At 36.0% G+C, this 15,849-nt stretch carries 12 protein-coding genes; all 12 read right to left on the bottom strand.

The window, feature by feature from the left end:
* Nucleotide 1: 1 nt before the first annotated feature.
* The 12 genes from ruvA to KCG49_RS11150 all read right to left on the bottom strand — a co-directional run bounded on the left by ruvA (nucleotide 2) and on the right by KCG49_RS11150 (nucleotide 15,820).
* Nucleotides 2–583, bottom strand: a complete 582-nt coding sequence (gene ruvA / locus KCG49_RS11205; RefSeq protein ID WP_218546570.1) for a Holliday junction branch migration protein RuvA — start codon at nucleotides 581–583, stop codon at nucleotides 2–4.
* A gap of 158 nt (nucleotides 584–741) precedes the next feature.
* Nucleotides 742–3,036, bottom strand: coding sequence for an NADP-dependent malic enzyme (locus tag KCG49_RS11200; protein WP_218546569.1), 2,295 nt, complete (start codon nucleotides 3,034–3,036; stop codon nucleotides 742–744).
* A 280-nt stretch (nucleotides 3,037–3,316) separates the two neighbouring features.
* Nucleotides 3,317–4,237, bottom strand: coding sequence for a tRNA epoxyqueuosine(34) reductase QueG (gene queG / locus KCG49_RS11195; protein ID WP_218546568.1), 921 nt, complete (start codon nucleotides 4,235–4,237; stop codon nucleotides 3,317–3,319).
* Nucleotides 4,238–4,553: 316 nt separating this feature from the next.
* Nucleotides 4,554–5,894, bottom strand: coding sequence for a cytochrome-c peroxidase (locus tag KCG49_RS11190; RefSeq protein WP_218546567.1), 1,341 nt, complete (start codon nucleotides 5,892–5,894; stop codon nucleotides 4,554–4,556).
* A 126-nt stretch (nucleotides 5,895–6,020) separates the two neighbouring features.
* Nucleotides 6,021–7,043 (bottom strand): Holliday junction branch migration DNA helicase RuvB, encoded by a 1,023-nt coding sequence (gene ruvB / locus KCG49_RS11185; RefSeq protein WP_218546566.1) that lies wholly within the window; start codon nucleotides 7,041–7,043, stop codon nucleotides 6,021–6,023.
* Nucleotides 7,044–7,183: 140 nt separating this feature from the next.
* Entirely contained in the window at nucleotides 7,184–8,485 is a 1,302-nt protein-coding gene (locus KCG49_RS11180; protein ID WP_218546565.1) for a T9SS type A sorting domain-containing protein, read from the bottom strand.
* Between the two features lie 138 nt (nucleotides 8,486–8,623).
* A complete protein-coding gene (locus KCG49_RS11175; RefSeq protein ID WP_218546564.1) occupies nucleotides 8,624–10,417 on the bottom strand; it encodes a cytochrome c oxidase subunit I in 1,794 nt (597 codons plus the stop codon).
* Nucleotides 10,418–10,449: 32 nt separating this feature from the next.
* Nucleotides 10,450–11,517 carry a cytochrome c oxidase subunit II gene (locus KCG49_RS11170; protein WP_218546563.1) on the bottom strand — a complete coding sequence of 356 codons (1,068 nt, stop codon included), beginning with the start codon at nucleotides 11,515–11,517 and terminating at the stop codon, nucleotides 10,450–10,452.
* 28 nt (nucleotides 11,518–11,545) lie between these two features.
* Nucleotides 11,546–12,904, bottom strand: coding sequence for a quinol:cytochrome C oxidoreductase (locus tag KCG49_RS11165; RefSeq protein ID WP_218546562.1), 1,359 nt, complete (start codon nucleotides 12,902–12,904; stop codon nucleotides 11,546–11,548).
* A gap of 21 nt (nucleotides 12,905–12,925) precedes the next feature.
* Nucleotides 12,926–13,534, bottom strand: coding sequence for a c-type cytochrome (locus tag KCG49_RS11160; RefSeq protein ID WP_218546561.1), 609 nt, complete (start codon nucleotides 13,532–13,534; stop codon nucleotides 12,926–12,928).
* A 1-nt stretch (nucleotide 13,535) separates the two neighbouring features.
* The gene (locus KCG49_RS11155; RefSeq protein ID WP_218546560.1) at nucleotides 13,536–14,075 is read right to left on the bottom strand and encodes a DUF3341 domain-containing protein; all 540 of its coding nucleotides are present in this window, start codon (nucleotides 14,073–14,075) and stop codon (nucleotides 13,536–13,538) included.
* Nucleotides 14,076–14,083: 8 nt separating this feature from the next.
* Nucleotides 14,084–15,820: a helix-hairpin-helix domain-containing protein gene (locus KCG49_RS11150; RefSeq protein ID WP_218546559.1), complete on the bottom strand. Its 1,737-nt coding sequence runs from the start codon at nucleotides 15,818–15,820 to the stop codon at nucleotides 14,084–14,086.
* Nucleotides 15,821–15,849 lie beyond the last annotated feature (29 nt).

Below are 15,849 nucleotides of genomic sequence, written 5' to 3'. Positions count from 1 at the left end.
ATTATAAATTTTTTAGAGCTTCTTTTATAATTTGCTCTACTTCGGCATCAGGTTGAGTTTTTAGAATTCTATCCACAACTTTTTCAGATTGTTTTTTGTTAAATCCTAAAACATCTAAAGCAGATAACGCTTCATCTTTATTCGTATTGTTTGGTATTAAAGAAAGTTCGTCCATACCATAGACTTTTAACACTTTATCCTTTAAATCTATAATAACACGTTGTGCGGTTTTCGCTCCGATCCCCTTCACGCTCTGTATTAGAGTAACATCTTCGCTTGCAATACCTTCCTTTACCTGCTCTGGAGTTAATGAAGATAACATCGTACGTGCTGTATTGGCACCAATACCACTAACAGAAATCAATAGTTTGAAAATTTCGCGCTCAACTTTAGAAGAAAACCCATAAAGGCTATGAGAATCTTCTCTAACTTGTAAATACGTATATAATCTTAGATGTTCTCTATCTGGGATTTGAGAAAATGTATGAAGTGATATATTAATAAAATAGCCCACACCATTGCAGTCTATTACAATATCTGTAGGATTTTTTTCAACAAGTTTGCCCTCTAAGTGCGTAATCATAAAATCTAGCTATCTACTTAGATTAACGCTAATTGAAACTTATCATATACATGAAAATGGCCTATCGTGCTTTAGCCATAATTGATTGATAAATCTATTCATAGGTTAACGTCCCAAATGTAATAAAATTATTTACATTACAAGGGGCAAGTTACAGACTAAGGAAGTAACTCTCTTTGTTGTCTTTTTTCGCGCTCTTGCGCATCGATCACAGCAATTGCCGTCATGTTTACAATTTCGTCTACACTAGCACCCAATTGCAAAATGTGTACTGGCTTTGCCATTCCCATCATTATAGGCCCTATAGACTCTGTTTTGTTAAGTTCTTTTAGCAGCTTATAGGTTATGTTTGCAGCATCTAAATTCGGAAAAATGAGCGTATTTACTTTATGACCTGCTAATTTTGAAAATGGAAAAATATCCTGTAGCATTTTAGAATTCAACGCAAAATCGGTTTGCAATTCCCCATCGACAACCATTTCTGGATAGGCTTTGTGCAAAAATGCAACAGCTTCTTTTACTTTTTCAGCTCTAGGATTTTCTGATGACCCAAAATTAGAATACGATATCATTGCTGTTACAGGATCCGTACCAAACATTTTTGCTACTCGTGATGTCATACGGGCAATCCTTGCTAAATCCTTTGCAGAAGGATTAATATTAATGGAGGTATCACTTAAGAACATAGGGCCACGTTGGGTCATCATAACATTTGTAGTCGCTACGCGAGCTACTCCTTCAGCCATACCTATTAATTCCAACATTGGTTTCACGACTGACGGATAACTACGGGAGTAGCCTGTGATTAGTGCATCTGCATCACCAACATTAACCATCATTGCGGCATAAAAATTACGCTCGCGCATTTTCTTTTCAGCCGAATATATGGTTACACCTTGGCGTTTACGTTTTTCCCAATAAGCTTGAGCATATCGGTTTTTCCGTTCTGTTTCCTCATCAGATTTTGGATCTATGATCTGTACATCAGCATCGAACTCCAATTCCTCCATTAAGCTGATAATAGCATCTCGTCTTCCCAATAGTATAGGTTCAGCCACACCTTCTTCATAAACTATCTGAGCCGCTTTGAGGACATCTAACTGGTCTGCCTCTGCAAATACAACACGCTTTGGGTTTGTACGTGCCCTGCCCAATAATTGACGGACTAATTTATTATCGGATCCCAATCTTTCGAGTAATGAATTTTTATAACGGTCCCAATCTTCAATTGGCTCTTTTGCGACACCACTTTCCATTGCTGCTTTTGCCACGGCTGGTGGTACTTCTGCAATCAATCTTGGGTCAAATGGTTTTGGAATAATATAATCTCTACCAAAAGTTAAACGGGTTTCATTATATGCCAAATTAACTTGTTCTGGCACAGGTTCTTTAGCCAATTGAGATAGTGCTTTAACAGCAGCCATCTTCATGGCTTCGTTAATCTTTGTGGCTCTAACATCTAAGGCTCCTCTAAAGATGAAAGGAAAGCCTAACACATTGTTTACTTGGTTAGGATGGTCACTGCGACCAGTTGCCATTATAATATCGTCGCGTGTATCTACAGCCAACTGATAGCTTATTTCTGGATTTGGGTTAGCCATAGCAAAAACTATAGGGTCTTTTGCCATAGATTTAAGCATCTCTGGGGTTACAATATCTGCCATGGATAATCCGATAAATACATCTGCTTCTTTCATAGCTTCATCTAATGTATCTATCTTTCTGTCTGTGGCAAATTCTGTTTTCTGTGGTGTTAGATTTTCTCTGTCTTTTCTTATAACGCCCTTACTGTCTAACATTACGATATGCTCTGCTTTGGCTCCACAACTTTGATACAAACGCGTGCAAGATATGGCAGCTGCACCTGCACCGCTCACCACAATTTTTACGTCTTCAATATTTTTCTCGGCTATTTCGAGAGCGTTGAGTAAAGCAGCAGCAGAGATGATTGCTGTTCCATGTTGGTCGTCGTGCATTACAGGAATATCTAATTCTTCCTTTAATCGACGTTCGATCTCAAAGGCCTCAGGAGCCTTAATGTCTTCAAGATTAATACCTCCAAAAGTAGGAGCTATATTTTTTACGGTTTCTATAAAAGCATCTACATCTTCCGTATCCACTTCAATATCAAAAACATCAATATCTGCAAAAATCTTAAAAAGCAATCCTTTGCCCTCCATGACGGGTTTTGATGCTTCAGGGCCAATATTTCCCAAGCCTAAAACCGCAGTTCCATTAGATATAACAGCCACCAAATTTCCTTTGGCCGTGTACTTGTAAACATTATTAACTTCTTTTTCAATTTCTAAACAGGGTTCTGCAACACCAGGAGAATAGGCTAAAGATAGGTCGCGTTGCGATGCGTATTTTTTGGTTGGAACAACTTTTATTTTACCAGGAGTAGGCTTGGCGTGATACACCAATGCCTCTATACGCTTACTTTGTTTACTCATAATCTAAAAGGAATTAACTGCAAAGATACGCAATGATAGTTGGTCTGAAAATCATCAACTTATTGATTTTTCAACAAAAAAATCAGAGTCCTTGGAAATGAGTCTAGAATTAATAAGCCTTTATAATTTCTGCAATGTCGACACAAAAAATTCGATTGGAATTTTTCCTCGTTACTTATATAATGACTTTCAAAAATCTTTAACCGATAGGTAATCTATTTGTATTGTATTGAACTTAGACTAATTGTAAACTACTTAATGAAATTGTAATATAAAACAATTAGTCCCTCAAAAACTCAATATTGCGTTTTAAACCGGAAAGTTTGGTCCGTTTTACAGCAGATTTTTTAAATACCTTTTTAAATGTGTCTTCTGTAATTTCTTCCCAATCTTTTTTGGTCATGGATAATAATTCTGGATGCGGATTGAACAACGGCTCATTATGCGATTTAGAAAACCGATTCCAAGGACAAACATCTTGGCACACATCACAACCAAACATCCAATCATCAAACTTACCTTTAAATTCGTTTGGAATATTGTCCTTCAATTCAATCGTAAAGTACGAAATGCACTTACTGCCATCCACCACATAAGGTTCTGTAATCGCTTCTGTGGGGCAAGCATCTATACAAGCCGTACATGTACCACAATGATCTGTTACAGGGGTGTCGTAGTCCAACTCTAAATCAATGATGAGTTCAGCTATAAAATAAAACGAACCGACCTGTTGCGTTAATAGGTTGGAGTGCTTTCCTATCCAACCCAATCCTGATTTTGCTGCCCAGGCTTTGTCTAAAACTGGTGCGGAGTCTACAAAGGCTCTGCCGTAAACTTTTCCAATTTCATCTTGAATAAAAGACAATAACGACTTTAGTTTATCCTTTATGACGAAATGATAATCTGTTCCGTATGCGTATTTGGAAAGCTTAAATGAATCTTTATTTTGAAACTCTGAAGGATAATAGTTGAGCAACAATGACACCACACTTTTGGAACCTTCAACAAGCAAAGTGGGATCAAGACGCTTATCGAAATGATTTTCCATGTAGCGCATTTCGCCGTGCATATTATTGTTGAGCCATTTTTCCAGTCTTGGTGCCTCTTCTTCTAAAAACTCAGCTTTACTGATACCACAAGACAAAAAGCCAAGGCGCTTAGCTTCGGCTTTAATTAACTGTGTATGCTTTTCTTTGTTCAACTTAGTTTTAAAAAAAACTAAACTACGATAATGTTTTCTAATTAACGTGAGTTCGACATAAGATTCAAGTACCGTATAATTTAAAATGCTGTTATTTAAGTAATTGAAATCATCTCTTCGAGTGTGTTTTGACCCAAAAGAGAAAAATGTATCGAGAAGTTCTTTTTTTTAATAATTCTCGATACAATTTCTTCGTTCCTCAGAAATCACTCGAACTGACAATCAGTCTTTTACATCTTGGATGTTCTATTATTATATCGAACTCACATTAATTATGCATTTCGATTGTACTCAATGTGACGTAATAGGTGAAATTTTATTCACATCCTAAATCTGAAGATGACATATAATCTGCATTAGGAAAACAATTACCAGAAGGTATTGATTCTGGCACATAACGACTCAAATTATTATCATATAAAGACTTCTCAAGAAATACGGTTAACTGGTCTATCTCTGTTTCCGTTAAGTTCAATTCTACAAAAAGTGAAGACAACTGATTTTGAGGCACCATTCCATTTTCGGCTACTGCTGTATTTTTATATTCAATTACGTCTTTTATAGTCTGAAAACTCCCTCCATGTCCAAAAAACTGAACATCCTTTAAGTTATAAAGTTGTGGTGTTTTGAATTTAAAATCATCCTCTGGGTTTCCTGTGAATCCTCCACGTCCTTTTCTTGTTGCCATATCAACAGCATTAAAAACATCTGCTCCTTCAAGATCATTCATTCCCAATGCATGGAAATCCATACCATTTAAACCAGGACCCGAATGACATGTATAACATTGTGCCTTATCAAAAAACAATTTGGCACCTGCTACTTCTTCTTGTTCCATAGCGTCAGCATCACCTCTTAACCATTTTTGAAAAGGGGATTGATTAGGCAATAGCGTTCTCTCATAAGCTGCAATAGCTAATGCAGCGTTTAGCTTAGTGTATCGTTCACTTTCAGCCATTTCCGAAAAAGCCGTGTCAAATAAGTTTTTATAGGAAGAATTTATAATATCGTCTGCATTAATCTGCAATCTATGAACATCTAAACCTGCTATAGCCTGAATTTCTACACCCTCGAAACCTAAATTATTGGTCTCTTTTGGCGTACCAGCTGTCCATTGCGATCCTGTGCCTTCATTTGGCCCAAGGGCTCCGAATTGCCCATTCCAAAGCATTACTTTTTGAAAAGCTACATTCAACGTTGTTGGTGTTCTTATGGGTTGTACGTCTAAATCTGCATCTGTATACATAGGGTTTTTGATTCGGCCCTCTCCATGAGTACCGAAACCCAGTCCTCCATCACCTATGCCTTGTTTTAATCCACTTTGAAAACCAGCATCGGCATGATGACAACTCGCGCAAGAATATGTGTACATGCCAGCATCGGCATTTGGATTTAAGGCAATCATAGTTTCATGATATAATAATTTCCCCAATTGTACTTTAGCTTCGGTAATTGGGTTATTAATATCACTTGGAATTGAAAGATAGTCCGTTTCTAAAGGTTGAATTAACTCTGAAGTAGAACCATATAATTCTATGATCCTGTTTTCTAATTCTAAAGTACTAGACACGTTCTCGTAATCATCCTTATCAGAATGACAAGACGTTACAATAAATGCCGTCAATAAAATAAATGGCTTAATCGATAGGTTTTTCATTATTTGTAAGCATATATATGGTATTCAAATATATACTGAGTCCAATAAGCTTTTACTACTTTTAGATAAAATCACAAAATAATAGTTGAATTTATGTAAGGTGCAGAATTTATGGATTAATGGCATCTAAAATAACCCTCCCTGAGTAGGTCCTTTTATTTTCCCTAAGTGTTTGTAAGCCTGTTCTGTAACTTCTCTTCCACGTGGTGTTCGCATTATAAAACCTTGCTGTATTAAAAAGGGTTCGTAAACTTCTTCTATGGTTTCAGAACTTTCACTTACGGCTGTTGCCAAAGTGGTAATACCAACAGGTCCACCTTTGAATTTATCAATTATTGTGGTTAGAATTTTATTATCCATTTCATCTAAACCATGTGCATCGACATTTAATGCTTGGAGAGCAAACTTGGCAATCTTAATGTCTATTTTGCCATTACCTTTTATTTGTGCAAAATCTCTGACGCGCCTTAATAACGCATTGGCAATTCGAGGTGTTCCTCTACTTCTACCCGCTATTTCTATAGCTGCCTCCATAGAAATTGGCATGTTTAGTATGGAAGCACTTCGCTGTACAATCGTTGTTAGTAAATCTGTTTTATAATATTGTAAGCGACTACTTATTCCAAACCTGGCACGCATTGGTGCTGTTAATAATCCTGAGCGCGTGGTTGCACCAACCAATGTAAATGGGTTCAAGTTGATTTGAACCGTTCTGGCATTTGGACCAGACTCTATCATTATATCAATCTTATAATCTTCCATTGCAGAATATAGATATTCTTCCACAATTGGGCTTAGGCGATGGATTTCATCAATAAAAAGTACATCCCTATCTTCCAGATTTGTTAATAGACCTGCCAAATCACCGGGTTTATCCAACACAGGACCGGAAGTAACCTTTATACCAACATCTAATTCATTGGCTAAAATATGTGCTAAAGTCGTTTTGCCCAATCCGGGTGGTCCGTGAAATAGCGTATGATCGAGAGCTTCTTCTCTAAGGTTTGCTGCTTGAACAAACACCAACAAATTTTTCAACACTTGGTCTTGACCTGTAAAATCTTCAAAAGTAAGTGGCCTTAATTTCTTTTCTACATCAAGTTCTTCTGGTGTGAAGTTGTCGTTATTTGGATTTAGGTTTTCGTTCATAGCATTTCTCATGAAAATGGTAATCTCTTAGTCTTAGATTTTTTACTTTACTCTGAATGACAGGGCAGTTAAAACAAATATAACGAAAAAGCCTTTCTGTTTTAGAAAGGCTTAGTGCATATAAACAATTAATTATTTATTCATTCTTTAATTATACGCTTTGTCGAAGTTCCATAGTCCGTTTTTATCTTGATTAAGTACATTCCCGACTTTAATTGAGACACATCAAAAACTCTTATACTTGATTGGGACTTTAAAATGGTTTTACCTAGTATATCGTAAATAGTAATCTCTTGTATAGCTGCATTGTTCGTATTTATCTGAAGCTTATTCTTTACTGGGTTCGGATATATATTTATGGCATTTTTTGATAAGTCTTGATCTAAACTCAAAGTCCCTGTATTATAATTTAAAATAATATCATCAATTATATTTAAACTAAACCCAAAATTGTTACCACTTGTAATAACTACACGGTCAACATCACCAAATATAAGACCATCAAAAGTGACTCTATATTGCCCAACAGATGGATATACCGAAAAACCTGTTCCAGTGTTTTGTATTCCAGTTGATGATCCATTCTTAAAACCTTCAGCTGAAACAAAATTTGCATCCAACGATGTGCCAAATGTATTGATTATTAACTCTTGAAAATCGAATTCATCACCAGCAACCGATTCGATTGTCAGTGTTTCACCATTTACAAAGTTTGATGGAAATAAGGCTTGAGTACCAGCATTACCATCGTTATCAACGACATAGATATCTCCACTACTTAAGGTTAACTTTATATCTCCATCTGTAAATTCTCCGCCAGTGATTGTGGCTTGACCCGAAGAAGCAACTGGCCAAGTATTTGGTTCGAAACTAATCTTTGTTCGTGTATCATTAAAAGAAGTTGCTGAAGAATATTGAATTGAGTTTATTAGAGTAGTACCATTATTGTCAACCGATTCGTTAAAGTACACTCTCACTTCGTCAATATCATTAAATGCTTGGTTAGAAGAGACATCTATGGTTTGAGCTAAATTTTGTGTAAAAGTAATTGCGCTAAAAGCACCAACCACTGTTTCTCCATCTTTTAGCCCTGATAAGGTAGCCGAAGTTGTAGTTGAAATATTAAATTCAATATTCATAGTCTCGAATTTGAACTCGGAGCCATCTGTTCTTGAGAAGCTATAATACGACTGATCGTTATTCATGGTAAAAGCTAACTGACCTGATCCATTTCTAGTCACAATTCCACTTCCGCCTCCTACGCTAGAAACTGAATAAGAATTTGAATCAGATAGAGTAATACTACCCGTGGCAGGTGATGGAACAAAGCCTGTTATATTTACAAATGCGCCCGTGAAATCTAAAGTAGTTGCCTGAGCTAGTAGTTTGCAAGGTAGGGTTAAGGTTGCAATAACAAATAGTAGTTGTGTAATTTTTTTCATAATTGGTTAAGGTTTAAGATTTGTTTGTTACAAAGATAGATATTTATGACATTATATTAAAAGGCCTTTCTGAAAACAGAAAGGCCTTTTAATATAATGTCCCCTTTTACTTTTACTAAGCTCAGGGTTATGTTTTGTCTAATGTTGCAACTCTTCCTCCCCATCGTACAATGGTACATTCTGAGGCACAAAGTCTACATCATGACCTGGCTTGCTGTAGTCATAAGGCCATCTGTAAACATGAGGTATTTCTCCTTCCCAGTTACCATGGATATGCTTTACTGGTGCTGTCCATTCCAATGTGGTCGATTTCCAAGGATTCTGCTCTGTTTTCTTTCCGTAGAATATTGAGTAGAAGAAATTCCATAAATATACCAGTTGAAAAATACCACCAACTATAGCAAAAATAGTTATTATTACATTGGCGTTTGCCGTATCATCAAACAAAGGAAAATTAGAATTTGTATAATAACGTCTTGGTAATCCTGCCATTCCTATAAAGTGCATTGGAAAAAATACACCATAAGCACAAATTGCCGTTACCCAGAAATGCAAGTAACCTAAATTTTTATTTAGCATACGACCAAACATTTTAGGGAACCAATGGTAAATACCTGCAAACATTCCGTATAAAGCAGAAATACCCATCACTAAGTGGAAATGCGCTACTACGAAGTACGTATCGTGTACATTAATATCTAGTGCGCTATCACCCAAAATAATTCCTGTTAAACCACCTGTTATAAATGTAGATACAAAACCTATTGAGAATAGCATTGCGGGATTCATCTGTAGATTTCCTTTCCATATTGTGGTTATCCAGTTAAAGGCTTTAACTGCTGAAGGTATTGCAATCAGTAAGGTTGTAAATGTAAATACAGAGCCCAAGAATGGGTTCATCCCTGATATAAACATATGGTGACCCCAAACTATTGTTGATAAGAATGCAATCGCCAAAATAGACATAATCATTGCACGGTAACCAAAAATAGGCTTACGTGAATTTGATGCCATAATTTCTGAAACCAGACCCATAGCAGGAAGTATAACGATATATACCTCTGGATGTCCTAAGAACCAAAATAAATGTTCAAATAATACTGGTGAACCACCTTGATAGTGTAAAACTTCACCTTGAATAAATATATCTGATAAGAAGAAGGACGTGCCAAAACTTCTATCCATTATTAAAAGTAATGCTGCTGATAGTAATACCGGGAATGAAATTACACCGATAACAGCTGTAATAAAGAATGCCCAAATGGTTAAAGGCAATCTTGTCATTGACATTCCTTTTGTACGCAAGTTGATTACAGTAACAATATAATTTAATGATCCTAATAAAGAAGATGCAATAAATATTGCCATAGACACCAACCAAAGCGTCATACCCATACCAGAACCTCCTTGGGCCATTGGCAATGCAGATAATGGTGGATAAATTGTCCAACCTGCAGCGGCTGGTCCTGCTTCTACAAATAGTGAAATTACCATAATAACACTAGATAAGAAGAACAACCAATAAGACACCATATTAAGGAAGCCAGATGCCATATCTCGTGCACCAATCTGCAACGGAATTAAGAGGTTACTAAAAGTACCACTCAAACCTGCCGTTAATACAAAGAATACCATAATGGTACCATGTATGGTAACCAATGCCAAATAAATATCGGCATCCATAACACCTTCTGGTGCCCATTTGCCCAATAAAGCTTCAAACAACACATTTGGTTGTTCTGGCCAAGCAATTTGCATACGAAACATTATTGACATTAAAACACCAATAACTCCCATTATAGTACCAGTAATAAGGTACTGCTTTGCAATCATTTTATGATCTTGACTAAATATATATTTAGTTACAAAAGTTTCTTTGTGATGATGTACGTCGTGATCGTCGTGACCGTGTGTATCTACTGTTGCTGACATAATCTCTTTATCTATTGCTTAAAATGATTTTATTATTTGTTTAATGAATTAGCAAATGTTTTTTGCTCTTTCATCCAAGCGTCATATTCTTCTTGAGTTTCTACAATTATCTTCATTTGCATATTGTAGTGCGATTTTCCACAAATCTTATTACATAATAACAGATAATCAAACTCATAAGGTTCTAAAGCCTCCTCACCATTTGCTGTTAAATCCTTGCTCTTTTCTGCTCTGATATTGTTTATATTTTGAACTTTATCTACTATATCCTGATTTTCACGCATTTCTGCAGTGGTAATCGTCGGTGTAAAACCAAATTGGGTTACCATTCCTGGCACACAGTTCATTTGTGCTCTAAAATGTGGCATGTAAGCAGAGTGCAACACATCTTGGGAACGCATTTTAAATAAAACTGGTCTTCCTACTGGTAAATGTAATTCAGTTACGATAACATCGTCTTGTGCATTTGGATCATCTTCTGCAAGACCTAAAATATTAGCTTTGTCTAAATCAATCAACCTTACGTTAGCTTTACCTAATACATTATCTTCACCACCATATCTAGCTTTCCAGTTAAATTGTTGAGCGTATAACTCAACAATTAATGGATCTTCATCTTCGTCAATATTCATAATGTCATTCCATGTGAATAATCCATAGATAATTAGACCAGCCAAAACGATTACAGGAATAATTGTCCAAATAAACTCAAGGGTATTATTATCGGCATAGAACAATGCTTTTTTTCCTTTTTCGCCTCTATATTTAAAAGCAAAGTAGTGCAGAATGAATTGTGTTACTGTTTGAACAATAAAAATGATTACCATAGAGATGATCATTAAATTGTCTATTCCTGGTCCATGTTCGGAAGCTGCATTTGACATTAATGGCAAATCACCTAAATACCAAAAACTTAGAATGGTAATAACATAGATGAATATCAAAAAGCCCATCATAAGATAGCCGTTTAGCTTATTGTCTTTATCATCAGCAACTGGTGAGTTTGAACTACCAACTTGAGCCAAGTCAAAAATCTTTACCAATTGCCACAAGGCAATAGCTACAAAGAGTACAATTATAATCGTTAATAAAGCAGTCATTATCGTTTCTGTTCTTTTTTAATAATTATTAATAATGGAAATGTTCACTTTCCTTCATAAATGGGTTACGTTTCGCTAAAAGTGGAGCTTTTCCTAATGCTGTAAATACTATAAATAAGAATAAACCACCAAATAATAATATTGAACTTATTTCTGGAACTCCAATAAACCATCTCTCACCAACTGTTGCAGGCATAATCATATTGAATACATCAATATAGTGTCCGCAAAGTATAACTATACCAGTCATAATTACAAACCAATTGATACGCTTGTAATCACTATTCATCAATAGTAATAATGGGAATATAAAGTTCATAGCTAACATGCCGAAGAATGGTAATTTATAATCTTCAATACGTGTTACAAAATAGGTTACCTCTTCTGGAATATTTGAATACCAAATCAACATAAATTGAGAGAACCACAGATACGTCCAGAAAATACTAATACCAAACATAAATTTCGCCAAATCATGAATATGGCTATCATTTACAAACTCTAGTAAGCCTTTAGATTTTAAGTAGATGGTTACCATAGCAATAACCGTAATACCACTTACAAACATACTTGCAAACACATACCATCCAAATAAGGTACTGAACCAGTGAGGGTCAACACTCATTATCCAATCCCAAGACATCATAGATTCTGTATAGATATAGAATACTAAGAATGCAGCTGAAATTCTAAAGTTCTTTTTAAAGTTTCTGTTATCATTAGCATTGTCTTGAGCGATTGAGAATTTTCTAGAGAAATAACGGTATAAAGACCATCCTCCTAAGAAAATTAAACCTCTAATAAAGAACCAAGGTTTATTTAACCAGCTTGCTTTTCCTGCAACTAACTTATCGTAGTTCTCATGACCTTCAACAGTCATACCTTCTTTTAACCAAATAAATAAATGACTATCAGCAACAAACGCTATCGCTAAAACTATTAAACCACCAGGCAAAACGTAGGATGTTATACCTTCCATAATTCTAAATAGAACTGGTGACCAACCTGCTTGTGCAGCATATTGAATCGCATAAAATGCCAATACCCCCAATGCTATCATAAAGAAAAAGAATGCTGCAACATATAACGCTGAATAAGGTCTATTGTGTATTTGGTGCAAAGCGTGCTCTTCATGTTCTGTCATTCCTCCATGAGCATCATTACTATGACTATCTTCTCCATGTGATGCAGATTCGCCATGAGACTCACCATGAGATTCTGTTGCATGAGCATCACCGTGACCATGGTGTTCGTTAGCAAGATACTCAGTTATATTACCTTCATTAACCTCATGTGATGAATAAAATCCAGAAGCAACTCCTATCGCACCTAAAATCATTAAAATGAAAGCGCCTATTCTTAATCGATTTGAAATTTTATATTCCATTATATAATCTTTATCTAAATCTTATTTTTCTAAATCTGCTTTTAGTTTTTCAACATAAGCCACAACTTGCCAACGCTCTTCTTCATTCAATTGGTTAGCGTAAGAACCCATGGTGTTTTTACCATAATAAATGACATGATAAATACTTCCTTCTGTAATTGCTCTCCCTGCATCATCATAACTAGGCACACCTAAAATCTTTTCACGCTTTACTAATTTACCTTGACCGTCACCTTTGGCTCCGTGGCAAATACCACAATAAATAGTGTATAATGGTCCTCCAACAGCATAATCTACTCTTGGTACATTTGGATCAATATTGGTAGAATCCATTTCATCCAATGGTATGGGATCTGCCAACGGATTTTTTAAGGTTGCTTTAGCCAAATCATAACCTTCATTGGTATTATCTATTTCGTAAGGCATAAAGTCTCCCCTTGGGATTGTACCTTCGGCTGGTAACTGTGCTTCTACGCCATTAGCAAAAGCATCAGATTCTTGGTAAGCTTCGTACCCAACAGACTCATACATGTTAGGCATATATTGATAGTTAGGCCTTGAGTTCTTTTGGCAAGAGACTAACCCTACTACCATTACTAGTACTACGATATATTTTAATGATGTCTTCATATTAATGTGCATCTTCGTCTTTATCTACAATATTTATTTCTACAGCTCCTGTGTCTTTTAATAATGAAGTCAATTCACTTTCATTATTATGAACAGCAATTTCCATTAAGAAATGATCGTCCGTAGTTCTTGGATCTGGGTTCTCAGCCTTTTTAAATGGCCACATTCTACTTCTCAAATAAAACGTAATTACCATTAGATGAGCTGCAAAAAAGACCGTAAGCTCAAACATAATAGGTACAAAAGCTGGCATATTCTCTAAATAACTAAAGCTGGGTTTACCTCCAATATCTTGTGGCCAATCTTTAATCATTATAAAATTCATCATTACAATGGCTACCGTTAAACCAACACAACCATACATAAACGAAGTTATGGCAATACGTGTTGGTGCTAAGCCCATTGCCTTATCTAATCCATGAACTGGAAAAGGTGTATATATTTCTTCAATGTGATGCCTCTCTGCCTTTACCTTTTTAACGGCAGACATTAATACATCATCATCTGTATAAATAGCATGAATTACTTTTGAAGCTTCCATAAACTATATTAGTTATTTAATAAATTTTTAGCTTGCCCTGCCCAATCATCGCGTTCTGCTCTTCCTGGGAAAGAACCCGTGATAGAATCCAACAAGTCATATTCTGTTTTTGTCATCTTACTTACCTGTAAGAATGTATAGATACCTATACTGTTAAGCACATCTTCCATTTTAGGCCCAACACCGTTGATTCTCTTTAAATCATCTGCTGTTTCGGTAGTGGCATCAAAAGAGCCAATAGTACCTAAAAGGCTGCTTACTTTTTCATCACTCGTGTCTGGCAATGGGTTTTCAGTAGATGCAGTAATATTGTTACTAATATTTGATGTTCTGGCATCTGCACCTGTACCCACTAAACTATCTCCACGTTCTCTAATTCTTTTATAACGCTCACCTGAAGACTTTAAAATGGTCTTAACCTCTGCTTGAGCTATAACTGGGAATGTACGTGAGTATAATAAAAATAACACAAAGAAGAAGCCAATTGTTCCGATAAAGATTCCTATATCCACAAAAGTCGGAGAGAACATCGTCCAAGATGATGGTAAATAATCTCTATGTAGTGATGTTACGATAATCACAAAACGCTCAAACCACATACCAATGTTTACAACAATTGAGATAAAGAACGAGAACATAATACTTGTTCTCAATTTCTTAAACCACATAAACTGTGGGGAGAATACATTGCACGTCATCATTGCCCAATAAGCCCACCAGTAAGGACCAGTTGCTCTGTTTAAGAATGCATATTGTTCGTACTCTACACCAGAGTACCATGCGATGAATAACTCTGTAATATAAGCCACACCAACGATAGAACCCGTAATCATAATTACGATGTTCATCAACTCGATGTGTTGTACTGTAATATAATCTTCGAGGTTACACACTTTTCTCATAATAATAAGCAGTGTGTTAACCATGGCAAATCCTGAGAAAATCGCACCTGCAACGAAGTAAGGTGGGAAAATCGTGGTATGCCAACCTGGTATAACAGACGTTGCGAAATCGAACGATACAATAGTGTGTACAGAAAGTACTAATGGTGTTGCTAAACCTGCAAGTACCAAAGATACTTCTTCAAAACGTTGCCAATCTTTAGCTCTACCAGACCAACCAAAACTTAATAGTGAATATATTTTCTTTTGGAAAGGTCTAACAGCTCTATCTCTAATCATGGCAAAATCTGGCAATAAGCCTGTCCACCAAAATACTAAAGACACTGATAAATAAGTAGAAATTGCGAATACATCCCAAAGTAGTGGTGAGTTAAAGTTTACCCACAGCGACCCGAATTGGTTTGGAATTGGTAATACCCAATATGCTAACCATGGACGACCCATGTGAATTATTGGGAACAGACCTGCTTGTACTACCGAGAAAATTGTCATAGCTTCCGCAGAACGGTTAATCGCCATTCTCCATTTTTGACGGAATAATAATAGTACGGCAGAAATCAGTGTTCCTGCGTGACCAATACCAACCCACCAAACGAAGTTAGTAATATCCCAAGCCCAATTTACAGTCTTATTAAGACCCCAAACTCCAATACCTGTTGAAATGGTATAAATAATACAACCTATTCCCCAAAGGAATGCGACCAAAGCAATGCTGAAAACAATCCACCATGCTCTGTTGGCTTTGCCCTCTACTGGTCTTGCTACATCTACAGTAACATCGTGATACGATTTTTCTCCAGTAACTAAAGGTCTTCTAATAGGTGCTTCGTAATGAGACGCCATAATTATATACGTGTTTCTTTAATTTTTAT

The organism is Winogradskyella luteola, from assembly GCF_019203985.1.
In the GTDB taxonomy this organism is placed as follows: domain Bacteria; phylum Bacteroidota; class Bacteroidia; order Flavobacteriales; family Flavobacteriaceae; genus Winogradskyella; species Winogradskyella luteola.
Note: the sequence above shows the minus strand (reverse complement) of the source record. Positions and strands in the feature narration are given on the sequence as shown.